Below are 14,661 nucleotides of genomic sequence, written 5' to 3'. Positions count from 1 at the left end.
CGGATGAGCTCATCGCTTCAGATTTTCAAGATCGAGGCGGATGTGCAGTGTGCAGATCATCCCATCACGGTGGATGAGTTCCTCAAGCTCTTCGATGAGGACGCACAGGCGGAGCTCATCGACGGAATGGTGGTGTTTGACATGGCCGCTAGATTCGATCATGAGATGACCTTTCATTTTCTCTATAACTTGCTCAGCCTCTACGCTGAGAGACACAACCTTGGTATAGTTTTAGGCTCACGAAGCTTAATCCGAATCGACCCATACACCGGATTGATGCCGGATATTCTGTTCATCAGAGCCGATAGGAGACAGATCATTGGCGAGAAGGAGATTAAAGGCTCTCCTGATCTGGTGGTTGAGATAATCTCCCCAGGCGAATCTCGACCGGATGTGATAAGGAAACAGGTCAAATATGAAAGCGCGGGGGTGAGAGAGCTCTGGTTGATAGATCGACCGCATGGGGAGGTGAGAGCTTTCCGACTGGGCAGCGATGGGAGGTTCAGGGAGATGAGAATTGAAGGTGGAATCCTCATCTCAGATGTGATAGATGGCTTCTGGGTTAAGACGGATTGGCTCCTGGCCGATCCGGAAGATATACCTAAGGCGCTGGATGCGCTGGAGGAGATCGAGGGAAAATCTGAGGGGAACACAAAAGGAGATGAAAGGAGGAAGTAAAAATGAGAGAGCCGATCCATGCCTACATGAAGGTCGGGTTGATCCATTTCATGGCCTTTCCCGAGACGATCAAGGGTGAAGGTCCGATCGCCGAGACCGTCAAGAAGATCGCCGAGGATGAGTTCTTCACGGCGATCGAGATTACATGGATGAAGGACCCCGAGGTGAGGAAGCAGGTCAGGGAGATGATCGAGACAAGCGGCATGACAGTCGGATATGGCGCTCAGCCCGCTGTCCTGACCATTCCGCTTAACCCTAACTCTCTGGATGAGGAGGAGCGGCGGAAGGCGGTTGAGGTCCTAAAGGGACAAATTGATATGGCATATGAGATGGGAGCAAAGCGGATGGCATTCCTCAGCGGCAAAGACCCGGGCGATGAGCAACGCGATGCGGCCGTTGAGGCCCTGGTGAAAACAACTCAGGAGCTATGCGACTACGCTGCCGAGAAGGGAATGGGCATAACGCTTGAGACGTTCGACAGAGAGGTGGATAAGAAGGCCCTCATCGGCCCGTCCGAACTGGCGGCTGAGTTCGCAAGGAGGGTCAACCGGGCCAACTTCGGACTGATGGTGGATCTATCACATATGCCGCTTCTCAACGAGACGCCGACTGAAAGCGTGTGGCTGGTCAAGGACTACCTTGTCCATGCCCATGTAGGCAACTGCGTGCTCGATCCGAATCATCCGGCATATGGCGATCAACATCCGCGTTTCGGAATCGGCGAGAACGACGTCGAGGACGTGGCCGAGTATCTCGATGCTCTCCTGGACGTGGGTTTCCTCAACACGGATGATCCGCCGATAGTGAGTTTCGAAGTCAAACCCATGGAGGGCGAAGATCCCGATCTCGTCATAGCCAATGCCAAGAGGGTTCTCATACAGGCCTGGGCGATGATCTGACAGGATATGGGGCGGGCATGGCTACTGAAGATTTCCTTCTCGAAGCCATGCCCGCTCCTTGCATTTTAGCATTGGGAGGCGCTCAATGAGGCTAGCCGTTCTCGTGAAGCAGGTTCCTGCCACTGATAAGGTTAAGATGGATGAAAGGACGGGCACGATGATCAGGACGGAGATGGAAGCTGTGATTAACCCGTTGGATCTCTATGCAGTTGAGGAGGCCATCAGGACGAAGGAGAGACTACAAGGTGAAGCCGAGATCACCGTCATCTCGATGGGACCCGCTATGGCCGTTGATGCCATCAGAGATGCCATTTCGATGGGATGTGATGGCGGTTATCTCATCTCGGATAGGAAACTTGCCGGTTCGGATACCCTCGCTACCGCCTATGCTCTCTCATCAACTATTAAAAAGCTTGGCGGTTTCGATATCATTTTTACGGGTGAGAGAGCAACGGACGGGGAGACAGGCCAAGTTGGCCCCGGAGTTGGAGCGATGCTCGATATTCCTATACTGACCTACGTGAGCAGGATAGAGGAGATAGAGGATAGAAGGATCAGGGTTCAAAGGGCGATAGAGGGTGGACATGAGATCGTGGAGGCGCCCTTACCCGCTCTTCTCAGCGTGGTGAAGGAGATAAACGAGCCGAGGATACCAACGTTAAACGGAAAAATTAAGGCGAGGAATGCTGAGATACCCATCCTGTCCCTTGAGGATATAGGTGCTGATGAGGAAAGGGTCGGTCTTAGAGGATCTCCCACGAGGGTCGTTAAGATCTTCTATCCGAAGATAGCGAGAAATGGGGAGATCATCTCGGCCGAAGATGTGGACGCAGCCGTGGATAGGCTTATCCAATTCCTTAGAGAGAGGGAGATCATATGATGGAGGAATTCAGAGGCGTTTGGACCTTAGGAGAGCAAAGAGAAGGGGAGATCCATCCTGTCTCCTACGAGCTGCTGGCGTGGGGCAGGGATCTTGCTGATAAACTCGATGTGGAGCTGTCCGCTGTCATCTTAGGCCATGGCCTTAGGGGAAAGGTCCAGGAGCTCATATATAGGGGGGCTGATAGGGTCTATCTCGTCGATTATCCTGAGTTGGAAAACTTCTCCGTCGATCCGTACTCGAGGATCCTGGTTTCGCTCGTTAAGGAGTATAAACCTGAGGTGTTTATCGCCTCTGCTACCACGATGGGCAGGACGATCATGCCCGTTCTGGCGGCGAAGTTATCGATAGGACTTACGGCGGACTGCACAGAGCTTGATATAGAACCCGAAAAGCGGCTACTATTGCAGACGAGGCCGGCGATCGGCGGAAACGTGATGGCCACGATCAAAACCCCAAATCATAAACCGGCCATGTCCACCGTCAGACCCAAATCGAAGAGACCTCTCCCGAGGGATACTTCAAGAAAGGGCGAACTTATCCTCAAGGAGTTCGACGGGGATTTCCTTCGATCGAGGGTGAAGCGGGTGGGGTTTATAAGGGATGAGACATCTGAATCTCCCATTCAGGACGCTGATATCGTGATCTCCGGAGGAAAGGGGCTGAAAGATAGCAGGAACTTTCAATTACTATTCGAACTCGCTCAAATCCTGGGAGGCTCCGTGGGAGCATCAAGGATGGCGGTGGATATGGGTTGGATACCGTACTCACATCAGATCGGCCTCAGCGGTAAGACGGTCAGTCCCAAACTCTATATGGCTGTCGGCATATCTGGAGCTGTTCAGCACCTAGCGGGTATGTCCTCATCGGAGGTCATCGTCGCCATAAATAAGGATCCGGACGCCAACATCTTTAAAGTGGTCGATTTCGGCATAGTGGGTGATCTGTTCGAGGTGCTTCCTGTTCTCATAGAGAAATTGAAAGCAATTAAAGGGGGGATGGAAGATGAGGTATAAGAAGGTCACGCCTGAGATCGTGAAGGAGCTGAGGGAGATCTGCGGCGAGAGGAACGTCATATACGAGGAGAAAGAGAAACTTGAAGGTTACTCCCATGATGAGGCGGGGAAATTCTACTTTCACATGCCGGAGGTGGTGGTAAAACCGGCCGCTGCCGAGGAGATCGCTGAAGTGATAAAACTCGCTAATAGAGAACGCATCCCTGTTACCCCCAGAGGAGCGGGGAGCGGCCTTGCGGGGGCATGCGTGCCGATATATGGAGGCGTTGTCCTCTCACTTGAGAGGATGAACAGGGTCCTGGAGATAGATAAAGTAAACCTCGTCGCGGTCGTGGAGCCGGGTGTCATCACGAACGATCTGTGTAGGAAGGTAGCTGAGGAGGGTCTCTTCTACGCCGGATATCCGATGAGCGTTGAGACAAGCTTTATAGGCGGAAATATCGCCACGAACGCCGGAGGAAGCAAGGTCATAAAATACGGCAATACCGGCCATCACGTCCTAGGATTAGAGGTGGTCCTGCCGACAGGCGAGATCGTTCAGTTCGGCGGCAAGAGGAGGAAGGACTCTAGCGGTTACAACTTCGTCAAGTTCCTCGTCGGCTCGGAGGGGACCCTAGGCGTATTTACCAAAGCTTATCTTAATCTCATACCGCAGCCTGGGAAAACCGTAGACCTGCTTGTGCCGTTCGGATCCGTTCAGGAGGCCATCTATACCGTCCCGAAGGTGATAACTGAGAGCAAGGTTTTACCTACTTCCGTCGAGTTCATCGATAGGCTTTCCGTCGAACTGACTACAGAATATCTCGACACAAGCCTGCCTTTCCAGGAGAAAGCCGAGGCATATCTGATCATCCAGTTCGACGGTAGGGGCAAGGAGGAGCTGGCGGACATCTATGAGAAGGCGGGGAAAATGTGTCTGGATGAAGGCGCTTTAGAGGTGTTCGTCGCCGATAACCCCTTCACCTCAGAGATGATCTGGAGGGTGAGAAGGAATTGGTTGGAAGGAATTAGGGCCTTTGACCCATACTCCAGTACAGGGGATATAGTCGTCCCCACTTCACAGATACCGAGGATGATGGATGAAATAAGGAAGGTGTCTGAGAGATACAATGTTAGAATACCATGTGCTGCCCACGTGGGGGATGGGAACCTCCATCCGGCGCCGATGAAGCCGGAAGGAATGTCGCCGGAGAGATGGCAGGGTATAATGGAGAAGATTTTGGATGAACTGGCGATAATCGCCTGCCGGCTCGGCGGAGCAGCGAGCGGTGAACACGGGATCGGCTTTCTGAAGAAGAAGATCCTTTCAGAGACAAAGCGAAGGGAGATCGAGCTTATGCGAAGGGTAAAACAGAGCTTTGACCCAAACGGTATCTTGAACCCGGGCAAGCTGTTTTAACCCGCTTGACCCTTCCGCTCTATCAGTGCTATAATCACCTTAAAGATCAAGCCTGGCAAGGAGGTCGAGATGAGAAGGAAGGTATATGTCACCAGAAGGCTCCCTCAGCCCGCCATAGATATGCTTGAGGAGAGGTTCGATGTCGAGATCTATCCTGAGGATAGAGCGATACCGAGAGAGGTTCTCATGGAAAAGGTCAAGGGGATTGATGCACTGTTACCCCTTTTGACGGATAAGGTAGATGCCGAGGTGATGGATGCGGCCGGTGGGAATCTGAAGATAATCGCCAACTATGCTGTGGGATATGACAATATCGATGTGGATGCCGCGACGAAAAGGAAGATAGCCGTGACGAACACGCCGGGTGTTCTAACTGAAACCACAGCCGATATGGCTTGGGCGCTTATGTTTGCCGTGGCCAGGAGAGTTGCCGAGGCGGACAAGTTCACACGTGCTGGGAAGTTCAAAGGCTGGGGGCCGATGATGTTCCTGGGCGGTGATGTATACGGCAAGACCCTGGGGGTGGTAGGAGTCGGGAGAATCGGCTCCGCCGTCGCCAAACGCGCCAGGGGGTTTAACATGAGGGTGCTTTACACAGATGTGGTCCGCAATGAGGAGATCGAGAAGGAGGTGGGGGCGAAGAAGGTAGAACTGGATGAGCTGCTTAGGGAATCGGATTTCGTAACCCTACATGTTCCCCTTATGCCGTCAACCAGGCATCTTATCGGTGAGAGGGAATTGAAGCTCATGAAGAAGACGGCATACCTCATAAACACCTCAAGGGGACCCGTCGTTGATGAAAGGGCGTTGGTGGAAACGTTGAGGAAAGGAGAGATCGCCGGAGCGGGGCTGGATGTCTATGAAAACGAACCCGAACTGAGCCCAGGGCTTGCTGAACTTGATAACGTCGTCCTCACCCCTCATATCGCCAGCGCATCCGTTGAGACCAGAACTAGAATGGCAACTCTCGCTGCCGAGAATATCATCGCCTTCTTTGAGGGGAAACGGCCTCCCACAATCGTTAATCCAGAGGTGCTGGGATAAATCCGCAGGGGATAGGCCTTTAAGCCTGTCCCCTCCGCCATTTCCATCTGAACCACGCGCTGTCAGTACTCGGACGTCTATCTCGTCAGCAGGTGGAGGTGGAGCGCCCAGGAGGATTCGAACCCCCGACCATCTGATCCGTAGTCAGATGCTCTATCCACTGAGCTATGGGCGCTCGCTTGAGCGGGGGGGAAGATATGGCGGAGAGGGTGGGATTCGAACCCACGGCGCGGTTACCCGCGCAACAGCTTAGCAGGCTGCCCGATTCGGCCGCTCTCGCACCTCTCCACCATTTCATGGCGGTGGGAGTAGGATTCGAACCCACGGTGGCATTACGCCACAGCAGCTTTCAAGGCTGCCGCCTTAAACCACTCGGCCATCCCACCGCATATAGCAAACTATATTTTATCAAAATCTCACGCCCTTGTCAACGTTGACAAATCTCTCACCCCTATGATAAACTTAAGGCAAAACAGTCAGGGAGGGGGGAGCGTATATGGACGAGGTGTTCAAAATACGTGAGGTCGGCAAGGTTATAATCGTCGACCTGATAGGTGAGCTCGATAGGTTCTCCGTGTTGTCCGTAAAGAACGAAATAAGAACATTGCTCAAAAAAGGAAGCAGCAAACTGGTGGTCAATTTCCAGAATATAGATCATATAAACAGCACGATAATAGGAGCCCTGGTTACCCTGCAGCATCTCGCAAGGGAAAATGGAGGGGACCTGAAGCTGTGCGGGCTGAAGGATCACATAAGGAGAACCTTCGACCTCATCGGGGCCTCAAAGATCCTGCAAATCTTCGATAAGGAGGAGGAAGCGATAGCGAGCTACGGCTAAAGGTGTTTTTAACACCCGCAGGTTACTCTGCGCTACCCTGTAGGCTGAAGGGAGGTGGAGCCAATTCCTGCTCAGGGAATCACAATCCAAGAGAGATCCGGCGTTCAAGTGATCAAAGTCACCCAGGATCTCGACAACTACGGGGCCGCCGACCTTGAGAAGGAGCTTAAAGACCTGATAGGCTCCAAAAACTATAAACTGGTGGTAGATCTCAGCAAGGTGAATTACGTAAACAGCACGGCGGTCGGGATGTTGGTTGGTATCGCTAAACAGGCGAGGAGGAAAGGAGGAGATCTGAAGGTGTGCGGACTGAAGGATAAGATCCGTAAAACCTTCGATCTCCTGGGTGCCTCTAAGGTACTGGAGATCTTCGATTCCGAGGAATCCGCTGTCAATAGCTTCTGATCTTCCCGCCATCAAAAATACCCCATTATCGATAGGCGGTCGGCGTCTCGCCGGCCGCCGACATATAGGCGGGGATGTCTATGGTCAAGGAGGGACAGATAGAGATCAAACTGCCTAATAATGTCGCCTTCATCTGTGCCCTTAGAGCCTTCATCAAAAGCCTGGCACGAAGAATAGGATTTCAATCGCCAAAGATCGAAGATATCGAGCTGGTGGTAGATGAACTTTGCAATAATGCTATGGAGCATGGTTCTGATCTCAACTCGCCGGTCTGGGTCATCATCTCCATTAGAGATTCAGCCTTAGATATTCTAGTCAGAGATGAAGGTAGAGGAGAGAGTTCACATCAATTTCTGAAAAGCCTTCCGCGTATAAGACGGAAGCAGGCCTCACCGTACAGCGAGAGGGGACATGGGATTTACATCGTGGAGATGCTCTCCGATTATTTCTGCTTTTCATCAAATCCGATGGGCGGAACGGATGCAAGGGTGATCTTCTATAAGATTAACTCAGATATATCGGATAAGAGGTGAGCCGTGGAGGATATAAAGGAGGAAGACGTACAGGAGCTAAAAAAACGGCTGAAACGCCTTGAAAAATGGACGACAGAGCTTGAGGAAAACCTCACAAGGCTGGTCGAGAGAAGCTATAAGCTCGGTATGATAATCGAGGTGATGCCGCTCTTAAATTCCACCTTCGATATGGATGAGCTGCTGGCAGCGGTGATGGAATCGGCTCAGATAGTGATGCAGGCAGAGGCGGGATCGCTCATGATGAGCGATGAATCCACAGGTGATCTGATCGTCAAGGTGGCAACCGGCCCCATTAAAGATAAGCTCATCGGTGTGAGAGTGCCCAAGGGAGAGGGAATAGCCGGATGGGTGGCTCAAAACGGAAGATCCCTTCTCGTCTCCGACGTGGAGAAGGACTCCAGATTCTATCCCGACCTGGATGAGATCACCGGTTTCAAAACCAAATCCATCCTCTGCACCCCGATCAAGCTGAGGGACGAGGTGATCGGCGTGGTCGAGGTCATCAACCGAAACGACGGATTGTGCTACAGCGAGGACGACATAAGCCTTCTGGAAACCCTCGCCCATCAGGCCGCCATAGTGATCGAAAGGGCGAGATTGCACCAGGCAGTTCTGGAGAAACAGAGGCTTGAACACGAGTTGCTCTTTGCTCGAAAGATCCAGGAGAGGTTCTGGCCGGAGGAGCCACCCAGGATACCCGGCGTCGAGATAGCGGCCAAAAGCGAACCCTCCACGCAGGTGGGGGGCGATTATTACGACTTCATCCCTCTGTCAGACGGAAGAATAGGTATCGCCATCGGCGATGTGTCGGGGAAAGACGTCTCCGCCGCCCTGCTGATGGCCACCGCCAGAATGGCCCTTAGAACCCAGGCTGAGGAGGGATCACACTCGCTATCGGAGATCTTCTTCAGGGTTAACAACACCCTCTACCGCGATACCTCCCCCGAGAAATTCCTCACTCTGTTCTACGGAGTCCTGGACGTTCAGGACCTGACGATGGATTATGTGAACGGCGCTCATAACCCGCCCATTCTATATAACTACCGCACCGGGGAGATGAGGTTTCTGGAGGTCGGGGGAACGCTGGTCGGAATGTTCGAAAACATGGAGTATGAGGAGGACAGGGTTAAGCTATACAAGGGCGACGTCATGGTGATGTATACGGACGGGATAACGGAGGCATCCAATTCCTCCGGCGAGATGTTCGGCGAGGAGAGGCTCAAGCAGATTATCATAGATGGGGAGAGGCTTTCGGCGATGCAACTGCTACAGAGGATTTACGATGAGGTGAAACGGTTTTCGGAGGGAATGCCACAACAGGACGATCTGACCTTGATAGTCATGAGGATCACCTGACCGAATCGTCAGGAAGGGCGGGCGTGAAGGAGATCGATATGCCATATGATTTCATCTTGCTGCGGAGGGTGTTGCGGTTCATGCCCAAGAGCTTAGCAGCTTTGGACTGATTTCCCCCTGTCCTCTGAAGCGCCCTGACGATCATCTCCCGTTCCAGCCATCCCATCAGGCTCTCCTCTCCCTCCAGATCGATCGCCCTTTCAAACACCTCGTCCAGAAGCGCGTCCATCTCCTCGTCGGACAGGCTCCTTTTGATGGGTATCGGCTCTATGATCACATCCTCCGCTGTTATGATAGGTTCTCTCGAGATCACCACAGCCCTTTTTATGACGTTTTCAAGCTCCCTGACGTTTCCGGGCCAGTCGTGTGCCATCAACTTCTCCATCGCCTCCTCGGATATACTCATTATCGGTTTTCCCATCTGCTTTGCATCCTTTTCGAGGAAGTACCGCGCCAGGAGCGGTATATCCTCCTTTCGCTCCCGCAGCGGTGGAATCCTTATCGTCACTACGTTCAGCCTGTAGTACAGATCCTCACGGAATCGTCCCTGAGCTATGAGATGTTTCAGATTTTTGTTGGTCGCCGCTATAATTCTGACGTCCACCTTGATCCTCTCGTTTCCTCCTAGCCTCTGCATCTCGCCGTCCTGTATAACCCTGAGGATCTTCGCCTGGGTTTTAAGCGACATATCCCCTATCTCGTCGAGGAATATGGTTCCACCGTCACATTGTTCGAACTTGCCGATCTTACGGGTATAGGCGCTGGTGAAAGCTCCCCTCTCATGGCCGAAGAGCTCGCTCTCCAGAAGATCATCGGGTATGGCGGCGCAGTTGACGGGGAGGAAGGGTTTATCGGCACGGTTACTGTGGGTGTATATGGCCCGGGCGACCAGCTCTTTTCCGGTGCCGCTTTCCCCCCGGATGAGTACGGTCGCGTCGGTCGGTGCCACCTGTCCTATGAGCTTGTAGACCTCCTGCATCGAGGGAGAGTTCCCGATCAGCACCTCACCCGCCTCAAACCTCTCGCCCTGGAGTCCAACATAGCTGTGCATCATCCTGCTGGCCTCCACCGCCTTATCCACGAGGGTCTGAAGCGAAGAGACGTCGAAGGGTTTAAGTATATAATCGTAGGCGCCCCGTTTAACCGCCTCGATCGCCGTGTCGGTTGTGCCGTAGGCGGTGGCGATGATGACGGGGAGCTTAGGATCGATCTCTTTGATCCTGGAAAGCGCCTCAAGCCCCGTCATCCCCGGCATCCTGATGTCCATTATCACCACATCGGGGCCGAACTCCTCCAGTTTCGTGAGACACTCCTCCGCGGATCTGGCCGTCTCCACATCATGATCCCCCTTCGTTGAGAAGAGCCTTTTCAGCGAGTACCTCACGCTGGCATCATCATCCACTATCAATATCCTAGCCATCCACCCCACCACCTATCCGCAGATAAACTTTGAATTCGGTTCCCTTTCCAGGAGCGCTTTGGACCTCTATCCTGCCGTTATGTTCTTTTACAATTCGATCAACTATCGAGAGCCCCAACCCTATGCCTTCCTCCTTGGTCGTGAAAAAAGGTTCGAAGATCCTATCCATGATAGATTTCGGTATCCCTCCCCCTGTATCCCTGATGGTCGCTATCAACACCCCGTCCGATATCCTGGTTTTAATCCGCAGCTCTCCTCCTTGGGGCATAGCCTGTATGGCGTTGAGGATGAGGTTGAGGAAAAGCTGGCGCAGGTGATCCTTGTCGGCCATGATCTCCGCGTCCGGCGACAGGTTCATCCTCAGGACGATATCGTTCTCCTTCATCTGATAGCCAAACAGGGAGATCACACCTTCGATCACCTCGTTCACGTTTACTCTTTCCAGGACGGGCGAGGAGGGTCTGGCGAAATCGAGGAACCTCCTTATCAATTCCTCCATCTTCCCGATCTCGCCCTTTATGACCTCCACATCCTCAGGTCGTTTCTCGCTGATATTGAACTCCTCTATAAGGGAGTATAGGAGGATCTTAATGCTTGTAAGGGGATTTCTGAGCTCGTGAGCCATCCCGGCCGCTATCTGTCCCAGAGCGGCTAGTTTTTCGGATTGCATGAGCTGTCTCTGGTTCTCCTCGAGCTCCTTCATCGCATCGTTTATACGTTTTTCGAGCGTCCTGTTGAGCTCCTTCAGCTCCTCATACATCTCAGCGTTTTCTATCGCGACGCCCGCCTGGTTGACGAAGGTGACCAGCAGCTTGAAATCCTCCTCCGTTATCTCCCTTTCGGAATGGAGGTTATCCGCGCTTACGACGCCCACCACCCTTTTTCTGCCTATCATCGGAACGGCCACAAACGATTTTATCCCAAGCCTTCTGACCAGATCGTAATTAACCCTGGGATCGCTCAGAGCATCTTTAACCACATAGGGTTTTTGATCCAATACGGCACGAGCCACGATGCTGCTTCCCCTTCTAAGAGGAAGAACGATCTTCCTCGCCCTTTCAGGTTCCAATCCGATTGCCATCCTGCACCTGAGGCTCCTCTCCTCCTCATCAATCAAATACAACCGCGCCCTGTCAAATCCTATTACACTCGTCACCCCATCCAACACGAGTCTCAAAACTTCCTCAAGCTGGAGGCTTTGTAGCGATTTGCTGATCTCATAGAGGGCGGAAAGCCTCTCTCCGAAATCTTTCATCTTCCTCTCCTTATTTCCCCATCTCCTTCCATCGAGGAGACTACGGTTCATCCTGCCGGGAAATTAAGGTAACACTTCCAGAAGCTGTCAGCTCTCCAGTATCTTCTCAACCAGATCCATATCGGACTCCATGATATAGGGAATACCGGTAACCTCAGCCGCTTCCCTTGTGAGGGCCACAAGATCGCTCCGGCTGATATGGCAGAGGGCAAATTTTCTGGCGCCTGCCATAAGCTGTTTCAACCCGATCTCCAACCTCTGACAATAGTTGTATACGGCGATGGCACCAGGGGTTATCTCATCGTACTTGTCACCGTACTTTTTCCTCAGCTCGTAGGCGCCTATGAATATCTGCTCGATCGTATCGCCGTACTGTTTGATATCTTTAGGTAGTTTGTCCTCTTTTATCCATTGGGCGATGTTTCTGCCCACCATGGCAGGGATCATCATCGCTCGTCCCATACAAACGGCCTTAAAGTAAGGTGCCCCTAGAGCGATCGCCTTGAAGATATGATCCTCAAGGGAAAAGCCGCCCGCTATGGCCATATCCGGAACATATCTCCCTTTAGATTCAAGCTTCTCAGCCATTTCATAGGCCATCGCTTGAAGATATATGGTCGGGATGCCCCATTCGTTCATCATCCTCCAAGGGCTCATTCCGGTTCCACCGCCAGCTCCATCTATTGTGACAAGATCTACACCGGCTTCGGAGGCATATTTGATCGCTCTGGCCAGATCAGCAGGTCTATAAGCGCCTGTTTTAAGTGTCACCCGCGGGGCACCGAGGTTGCGGAGACGTTCGACCTCTCTGCAGAAGCTCTCCTCCTCCACCATGCCCAGCCTTGAGTGCCTTTCAAACTCCTTGAAATCGCCATTCTTAAAGGCCCTCTGAACAGCAGGGTCCTCTGGATCGGGCACGACGATGTAACCTCTGCTTTTGAGCTGCAATGCTCTTTCAAGGGTGTTTAACTTAACCTCTCCGCCGATATCCTTTGCCCCCTGGCCCCATTTAAGTTCTATAGCATCAGCGCCAAGCTCTATGGCCAATTCCGGAACGCCCAGCCTCGTGTCCTCAACATTAGCCTGTACGGTGATCATACCATAATCTTCCTGCCATTCCTTGTACGTGTTGATCCTTCTCTCAAGCTCAGGAGATTTAACTACCCGTCCGTTCTTGATTTCAGCGTTGGGGTCCATCCCACAGACGTTTTCGCCGATCACTATACTGATCCCGCTTATGGCAGCACCTATCGCCATATCAACCCAGTTGGTTCTGGCGATCTCGGTTGATCCAAGCGCACCTGTGAAAACGGGCAGCCTCATCTTGACCTTGTTCTTAGAGCAGATCTCCGTTTCAACGCTGACGGCCGGAAAGATAGCCTTGTCGGGATCGGCCTCGATACCCACCGCTCCAACGCACGTGCCCTGGATGTTCAGATGAGAGTAGTCAACCGGATAATCCTTGACTGCTCCAGCGGTGACCTTGCCAAAAGGCTGAGGGTAAATCACCTCGCGCCCCCTGATAGCTGACCTGCCAACCTCACACAATCCCGGACATCCGTCCAGGCAAACCGAACATATCCCCGAGTAGGGAGCATAATCCCAGGCTCTATTTCTCGTCCCAGTTGCAGCGCTCGCATTCGGTCTGCTAAAGCTCATACTCGCCTCCTGCGACTAAATTTGGGTTAGACAAAAAATTGCTGAGCAAAAAGCATACCATATCGCCAACTCCAGATTTGACAGGAGATTCCGACGGATAGGAGAACAAGCTGGTGACGAAATTTAAGCAACTTGATTAAATATAATCACCCATATCCTCTTGACTCAATCAATGGTGAGGGATGGTTCATATCCCCCAGGAATTAAGGTAACACTTTTATCAGATCGACAAAACCCCATATCACCTTCCTCCAAGGCTGAAGGTTACAATATTCTTATCCTCTCATCATCCCCAAAGCATCAAGCTGCTTTGGCCTTCTCCTGACCCACCAGCCTGTCTAACACCTCAGACCATCTCATAACTTCATTACACCCTGCTATCTGCACCGGGCTCCTTCCTCTCCTCTTCCCCCTAGGAAAGATGTGATGATTCCAATAAAGTTGTAACAGCGGCGCAAGCCATCCAGGCATCCCTCTATGCACCACTATATGCGCCCTTAACCAACTGTTGAGACTCTCCACAAGGGATGTTGTTCGATGAAATCCATCCAACACCCTCCAATACCCTTTGACGACCTCCTCAAGATGCTTTGGGAAACCTTCCCCTGCTTTTATCCCTAGCTCCTCCCTATGCACATAAGCCCAGATGATCAGCTTCTCCCACTCCTCATCCAATCCCTCTCTATAGGGGGATAGCTCCTCATGTAGTCTCCTCAATGGGCGGAGCAATTCCTCTTGATAACGACGCAACCTACCTGCATACCATCTGATTTGACCATCCCCCATCTCATCCATCAACTCTGCTGCCGCCTCCAAGACCTCACCCGCCTCCTCTGCACTGTTGAGGGAGTAATCTCCCTTCCATGGCTCCAGTGCACTCCGTATCTCCCTTCTAAGCCACAAAAACAAATCATATCTCTCTATCGCCTCTTGCTCCTTTCTCAACGCCACCGTCACCTTCTTCTCATCTCCTTCCTTCTCAAGCTGCATCGCCATCTTGATCCTGCTGTAGGCCTCTCTCTCAAGCGATCTTTCCACCTCTAGACCGTCTCTTAGAAGGTGGAACAGATCTCTGCTTACCATAACCTCCAGCTGGGACTCCTCTATCCCCTTCTTTATCCCTTTCGCTCCATCAAAGACCATGTCGTGGAGCTTAATCCCTCTGTCATCCAAATCCAGCAAGCTCACCCCCCAATTGGTTGAATCTCTCCCATCATGTGCGGAGAGATACAAAAGCATCAGCGATCTGCCATCCAAGACCGTCAGACAGGGCCGATGG

General features: G+C 52.3%; 14 protein-coding genes and 3 tRNA genes. 10 read left to right on the top strand and 7 right to left on the bottom strand.

The genetic code is table 11. The features are described 5' to 3' along the window. The 6 genes from J7M22_05885 to J7M22_05860 all read left to right on the top strand — a co-directional run. A partial coding sequence (locus J7M22_05885; protein ID MCD6506137.1) for a Uma2 family endonuclease occupies positions 1-678 on the top strand: 678 nt, incomplete at its 5' end. Between the two features lie 2 nt (positions 679-680). Beyond that, positions 681-1,577: a sugar phosphate isomerase/epimerase gene (locus tag J7M22_05880; GenBank protein ID MCD6506136.1), complete on the top strand. Its 897-nt coding sequence runs from the start codon at positions 681-683 to the stop codon at positions 1,575-1,577. Between the two features lie 85 nt (positions 1,578-1,662). Continuing rightward, the gene (locus J7M22_05875) at positions 1,663-2,457 is read left to right on the top strand and encodes an electron transfer flavoprotein subunit beta/FixA family protein (GenBank protein MCD6506135.1); all 795 of its coding nucleotides are present in this window, start codon (positions 1,663-1,665) and stop codon (positions 2,455-2,457) included. Beyond that, positions 2,454-3,473, top strand: a complete 1,020-nt coding sequence (locus tag J7M22_05870) for an electron transfer flavoprotein subunit alpha/FixB family protein (protein MCD6506134.1) — start codon at positions 2,454-2,456, stop codon at positions 3,471-3,473. The genes J7M22_05875 and J7M22_05870 overlap by 4 nt, the downstream gene beginning before the upstream one ends. After that, positions 3,463-4,872 (top strand): FAD-binding oxidoreductase, encoded by a 1,410-nt coding sequence (locus J7M22_05865; protein ID MCD6506133.1) that lies wholly within the window; start codon positions 3,463-3,465, stop codon positions 4,870-4,872. The genes J7M22_05870 and J7M22_05865 overlap by 11 nt, the downstream gene beginning before the upstream one ends. Positions 4,873-4,941: 69 nt before the next feature. Next, complete coding sequence (locus tag J7M22_05860; GenBank protein MCD6506132.1) at positions 4,942-5,916, top strand: D-glycerate dehydrogenase; 975 nt, start codon at positions 4,942-4,944, stop codon at positions 5,914-5,916. Positions 5,917-6,015: 99 nt separating this feature from the next. Here J7M22_05860 and J7M22_05855 read toward each other — a convergent pair. From J7M22_05855 to J7M22_05845, 3 genes are all read right to left on the bottom strand, one after another. Continuing rightward, a tRNA-Arg gene (locus tag J7M22_05855) sits at positions 6,016-6,091 on the bottom strand. Positions 6,092-6,114: 23 nt separating this feature from the next. Continuing rightward, a tRNA-Ser gene (locus J7M22_05850) sits at positions 6,115-6,204 on the bottom strand. Between the two features lie 9 nt (positions 6,205-6,213). After that, a tRNA-Ser gene (locus J7M22_05845) sits at positions 6,214-6,302 on the bottom strand. Positions 6,303-6,412: 110 nt separating this feature from the next. Here J7M22_05845 and J7M22_05840 point away from each other — a divergent pair. From J7M22_05840 to J7M22_05825, 4 genes are all read left to right on the top strand, one after another. After that, a complete protein-coding gene (locus J7M22_05840) occupies positions 6,413-6,754 on the top strand; it encodes an STAS domain-containing protein (protein ID MCD6506131.1) in 342 nt (113 codons plus the stop codon). Between the two features lie 108 nt (positions 6,755-6,862). After that, the gene (locus tag J7M22_05835) at positions 6,863-7,159 is read left to right on the top strand and encodes an STAS domain-containing protein (GenBank protein MCD6506130.1); all 297 of its coding nucleotides are present in this window, start codon (positions 6,863-6,865) and stop codon (positions 7,157-7,159) included. 80 nt (positions 7,160-7,239) lie between these two features. Continuing rightward, a complete protein-coding gene (locus J7M22_05830; GenBank protein MCD6506129.1) occupies positions 7,240-7,692 on the top strand; it encodes an ATP-binding protein in 453 nt (150 codons plus the stop codon). A 3-nt stretch (positions 7,693-7,695) separates the two neighbouring features. Then, complete coding sequence (locus tag J7M22_05825; GenBank protein ID MCD6506128.1) at positions 7,696-9,048, top strand: SpoIIE family protein phosphatase; 1,353 nt, start codon at positions 7,696-7,698, stop codon at positions 9,046-9,048. Here the strand turns inward: J7M22_05825 and J7M22_05820 are convergent. The 4 genes from J7M22_05820 to J7M22_05805 all read right to left on the bottom strand — a co-directional run. After that, complete coding sequence (locus J7M22_05820; protein MCD6506127.1) at positions 9,041-10,468, bottom strand: sigma-54-dependent Fis family transcriptional regulator; 1,428 nt, start codon at positions 10,466-10,468, stop codon at positions 9,041-9,043. The two genes, J7M22_05825 and J7M22_05820, sit on opposite strands and share 8 nt — an antisense overlap. After that, positions 10,461-11,723, bottom strand: coding sequence for a GAF domain-containing protein (locus tag J7M22_05815; protein MCD6506126.1), 1,263 nt, complete (start codon positions 11,721-11,723; stop codon positions 10,461-10,463). The genes J7M22_05820 and J7M22_05815 overlap by 8 nt, the downstream gene beginning before the upstream one ends. Before the next feature lie 87 nt (positions 11,724-11,810). Further along, on the bottom strand, positions 11,811-13,382 hold the full coding sequence (locus J7M22_05810) for an FMN-binding glutamate synthase family protein (protein ID MCD6506125.1): 1,572 nt from the start codon (positions 13,380-13,382) through the stop codon (positions 11,811-11,813). Positions 13,383-13,682: 300 nt separating this feature from the next. Then, a partial coding sequence (locus J7M22_05805) for a hypothetical protein (protein MCD6506124.1) occupies positions 13,683-14,661 on the bottom strand: 979 nt, incomplete at its 5' end.

The sequence above is a fragment of the Candidatus Poribacteria bacterium genome (assembly GCA_021162805.1).
Classification (GTDB): Bacteria; Poribacteria; WGA-4E; order B28-G17; family B28-G17; genus JAGGXZ01.
The sequence above is the reverse complement of the archived record's forward strand: the minus strand, read 5'-3'. Positions and strand labels throughout refer to the sequence as shown.

Bases quoted from the DNA above. Each gene is read 5' to 3' on its own strand.
- J7M22_05860 (MCD6506132.1), top strand. From the start codon at position 4,942: ATGAGAAGGAAGGTATATGTCACCAGAAGGCTCCCTCAGCCCGCCATA.
- J7M22_05880 (MCD6506136.1), top strand. From the start codon at position 681: ATGAGAGAGCCGATCCATGCCTACATGAAGGTCGGGTTGATCCATTTC.
- J7M22_05815 (MCD6506126.1), bottom strand. From the start codon at position 11,723: ATGAAAGATTTCGGAGAGAGGCTTTCCGCCCTCTATGAGATCAGCAAA.
- J7M22_05865 (MCD6506133.1), top strand. From the start codon at position 3,463: ATGAGGTATAAGAAGGTCACGCCTGAGATCGTGAAGGAGCTGAGGGAG.
- J7M22_05820 (MCD6506127.1), bottom strand. From the start codon at position 10,468: ATGGCTAGGATATTGATAGTGGATGATGATGCCAGCGTGAGGTACTCG.
- J7M22_05875 (MCD6506135.1), top strand. From the start codon at position 1,663: ATGAGGCTAGCCGTTCTCGTGAAGCAGGTTCCTGCCACTGATAAGGTT.
- J7M22_05840 (MCD6506131.1), top strand. From the start codon at position 6,413: ATGGACGAGGTGTTCAAAATACGTGAGGTCGGCAAGGTTATAATCGTC.
- J7M22_05870 (MCD6506134.1), top strand. From the start codon at position 2,454: ATGATGGAGGAATTCAGAGGCGTTTGGACCTTAGGAGAGCAAAGAGAA.
- J7M22_05830 (MCD6506129.1), top strand. From the start codon at position 7,240: ATGGTCAAGGAGGGACAGATAGAGATCAAACTGCCTAATAATGTCGCC.
- J7M22_05810 (MCD6506125.1), bottom strand. From the start codon at position 13,382: ATGAGCTTTAGCAGACCGAATGCGAGCGCTGCAACTGGGACGAGAAAT.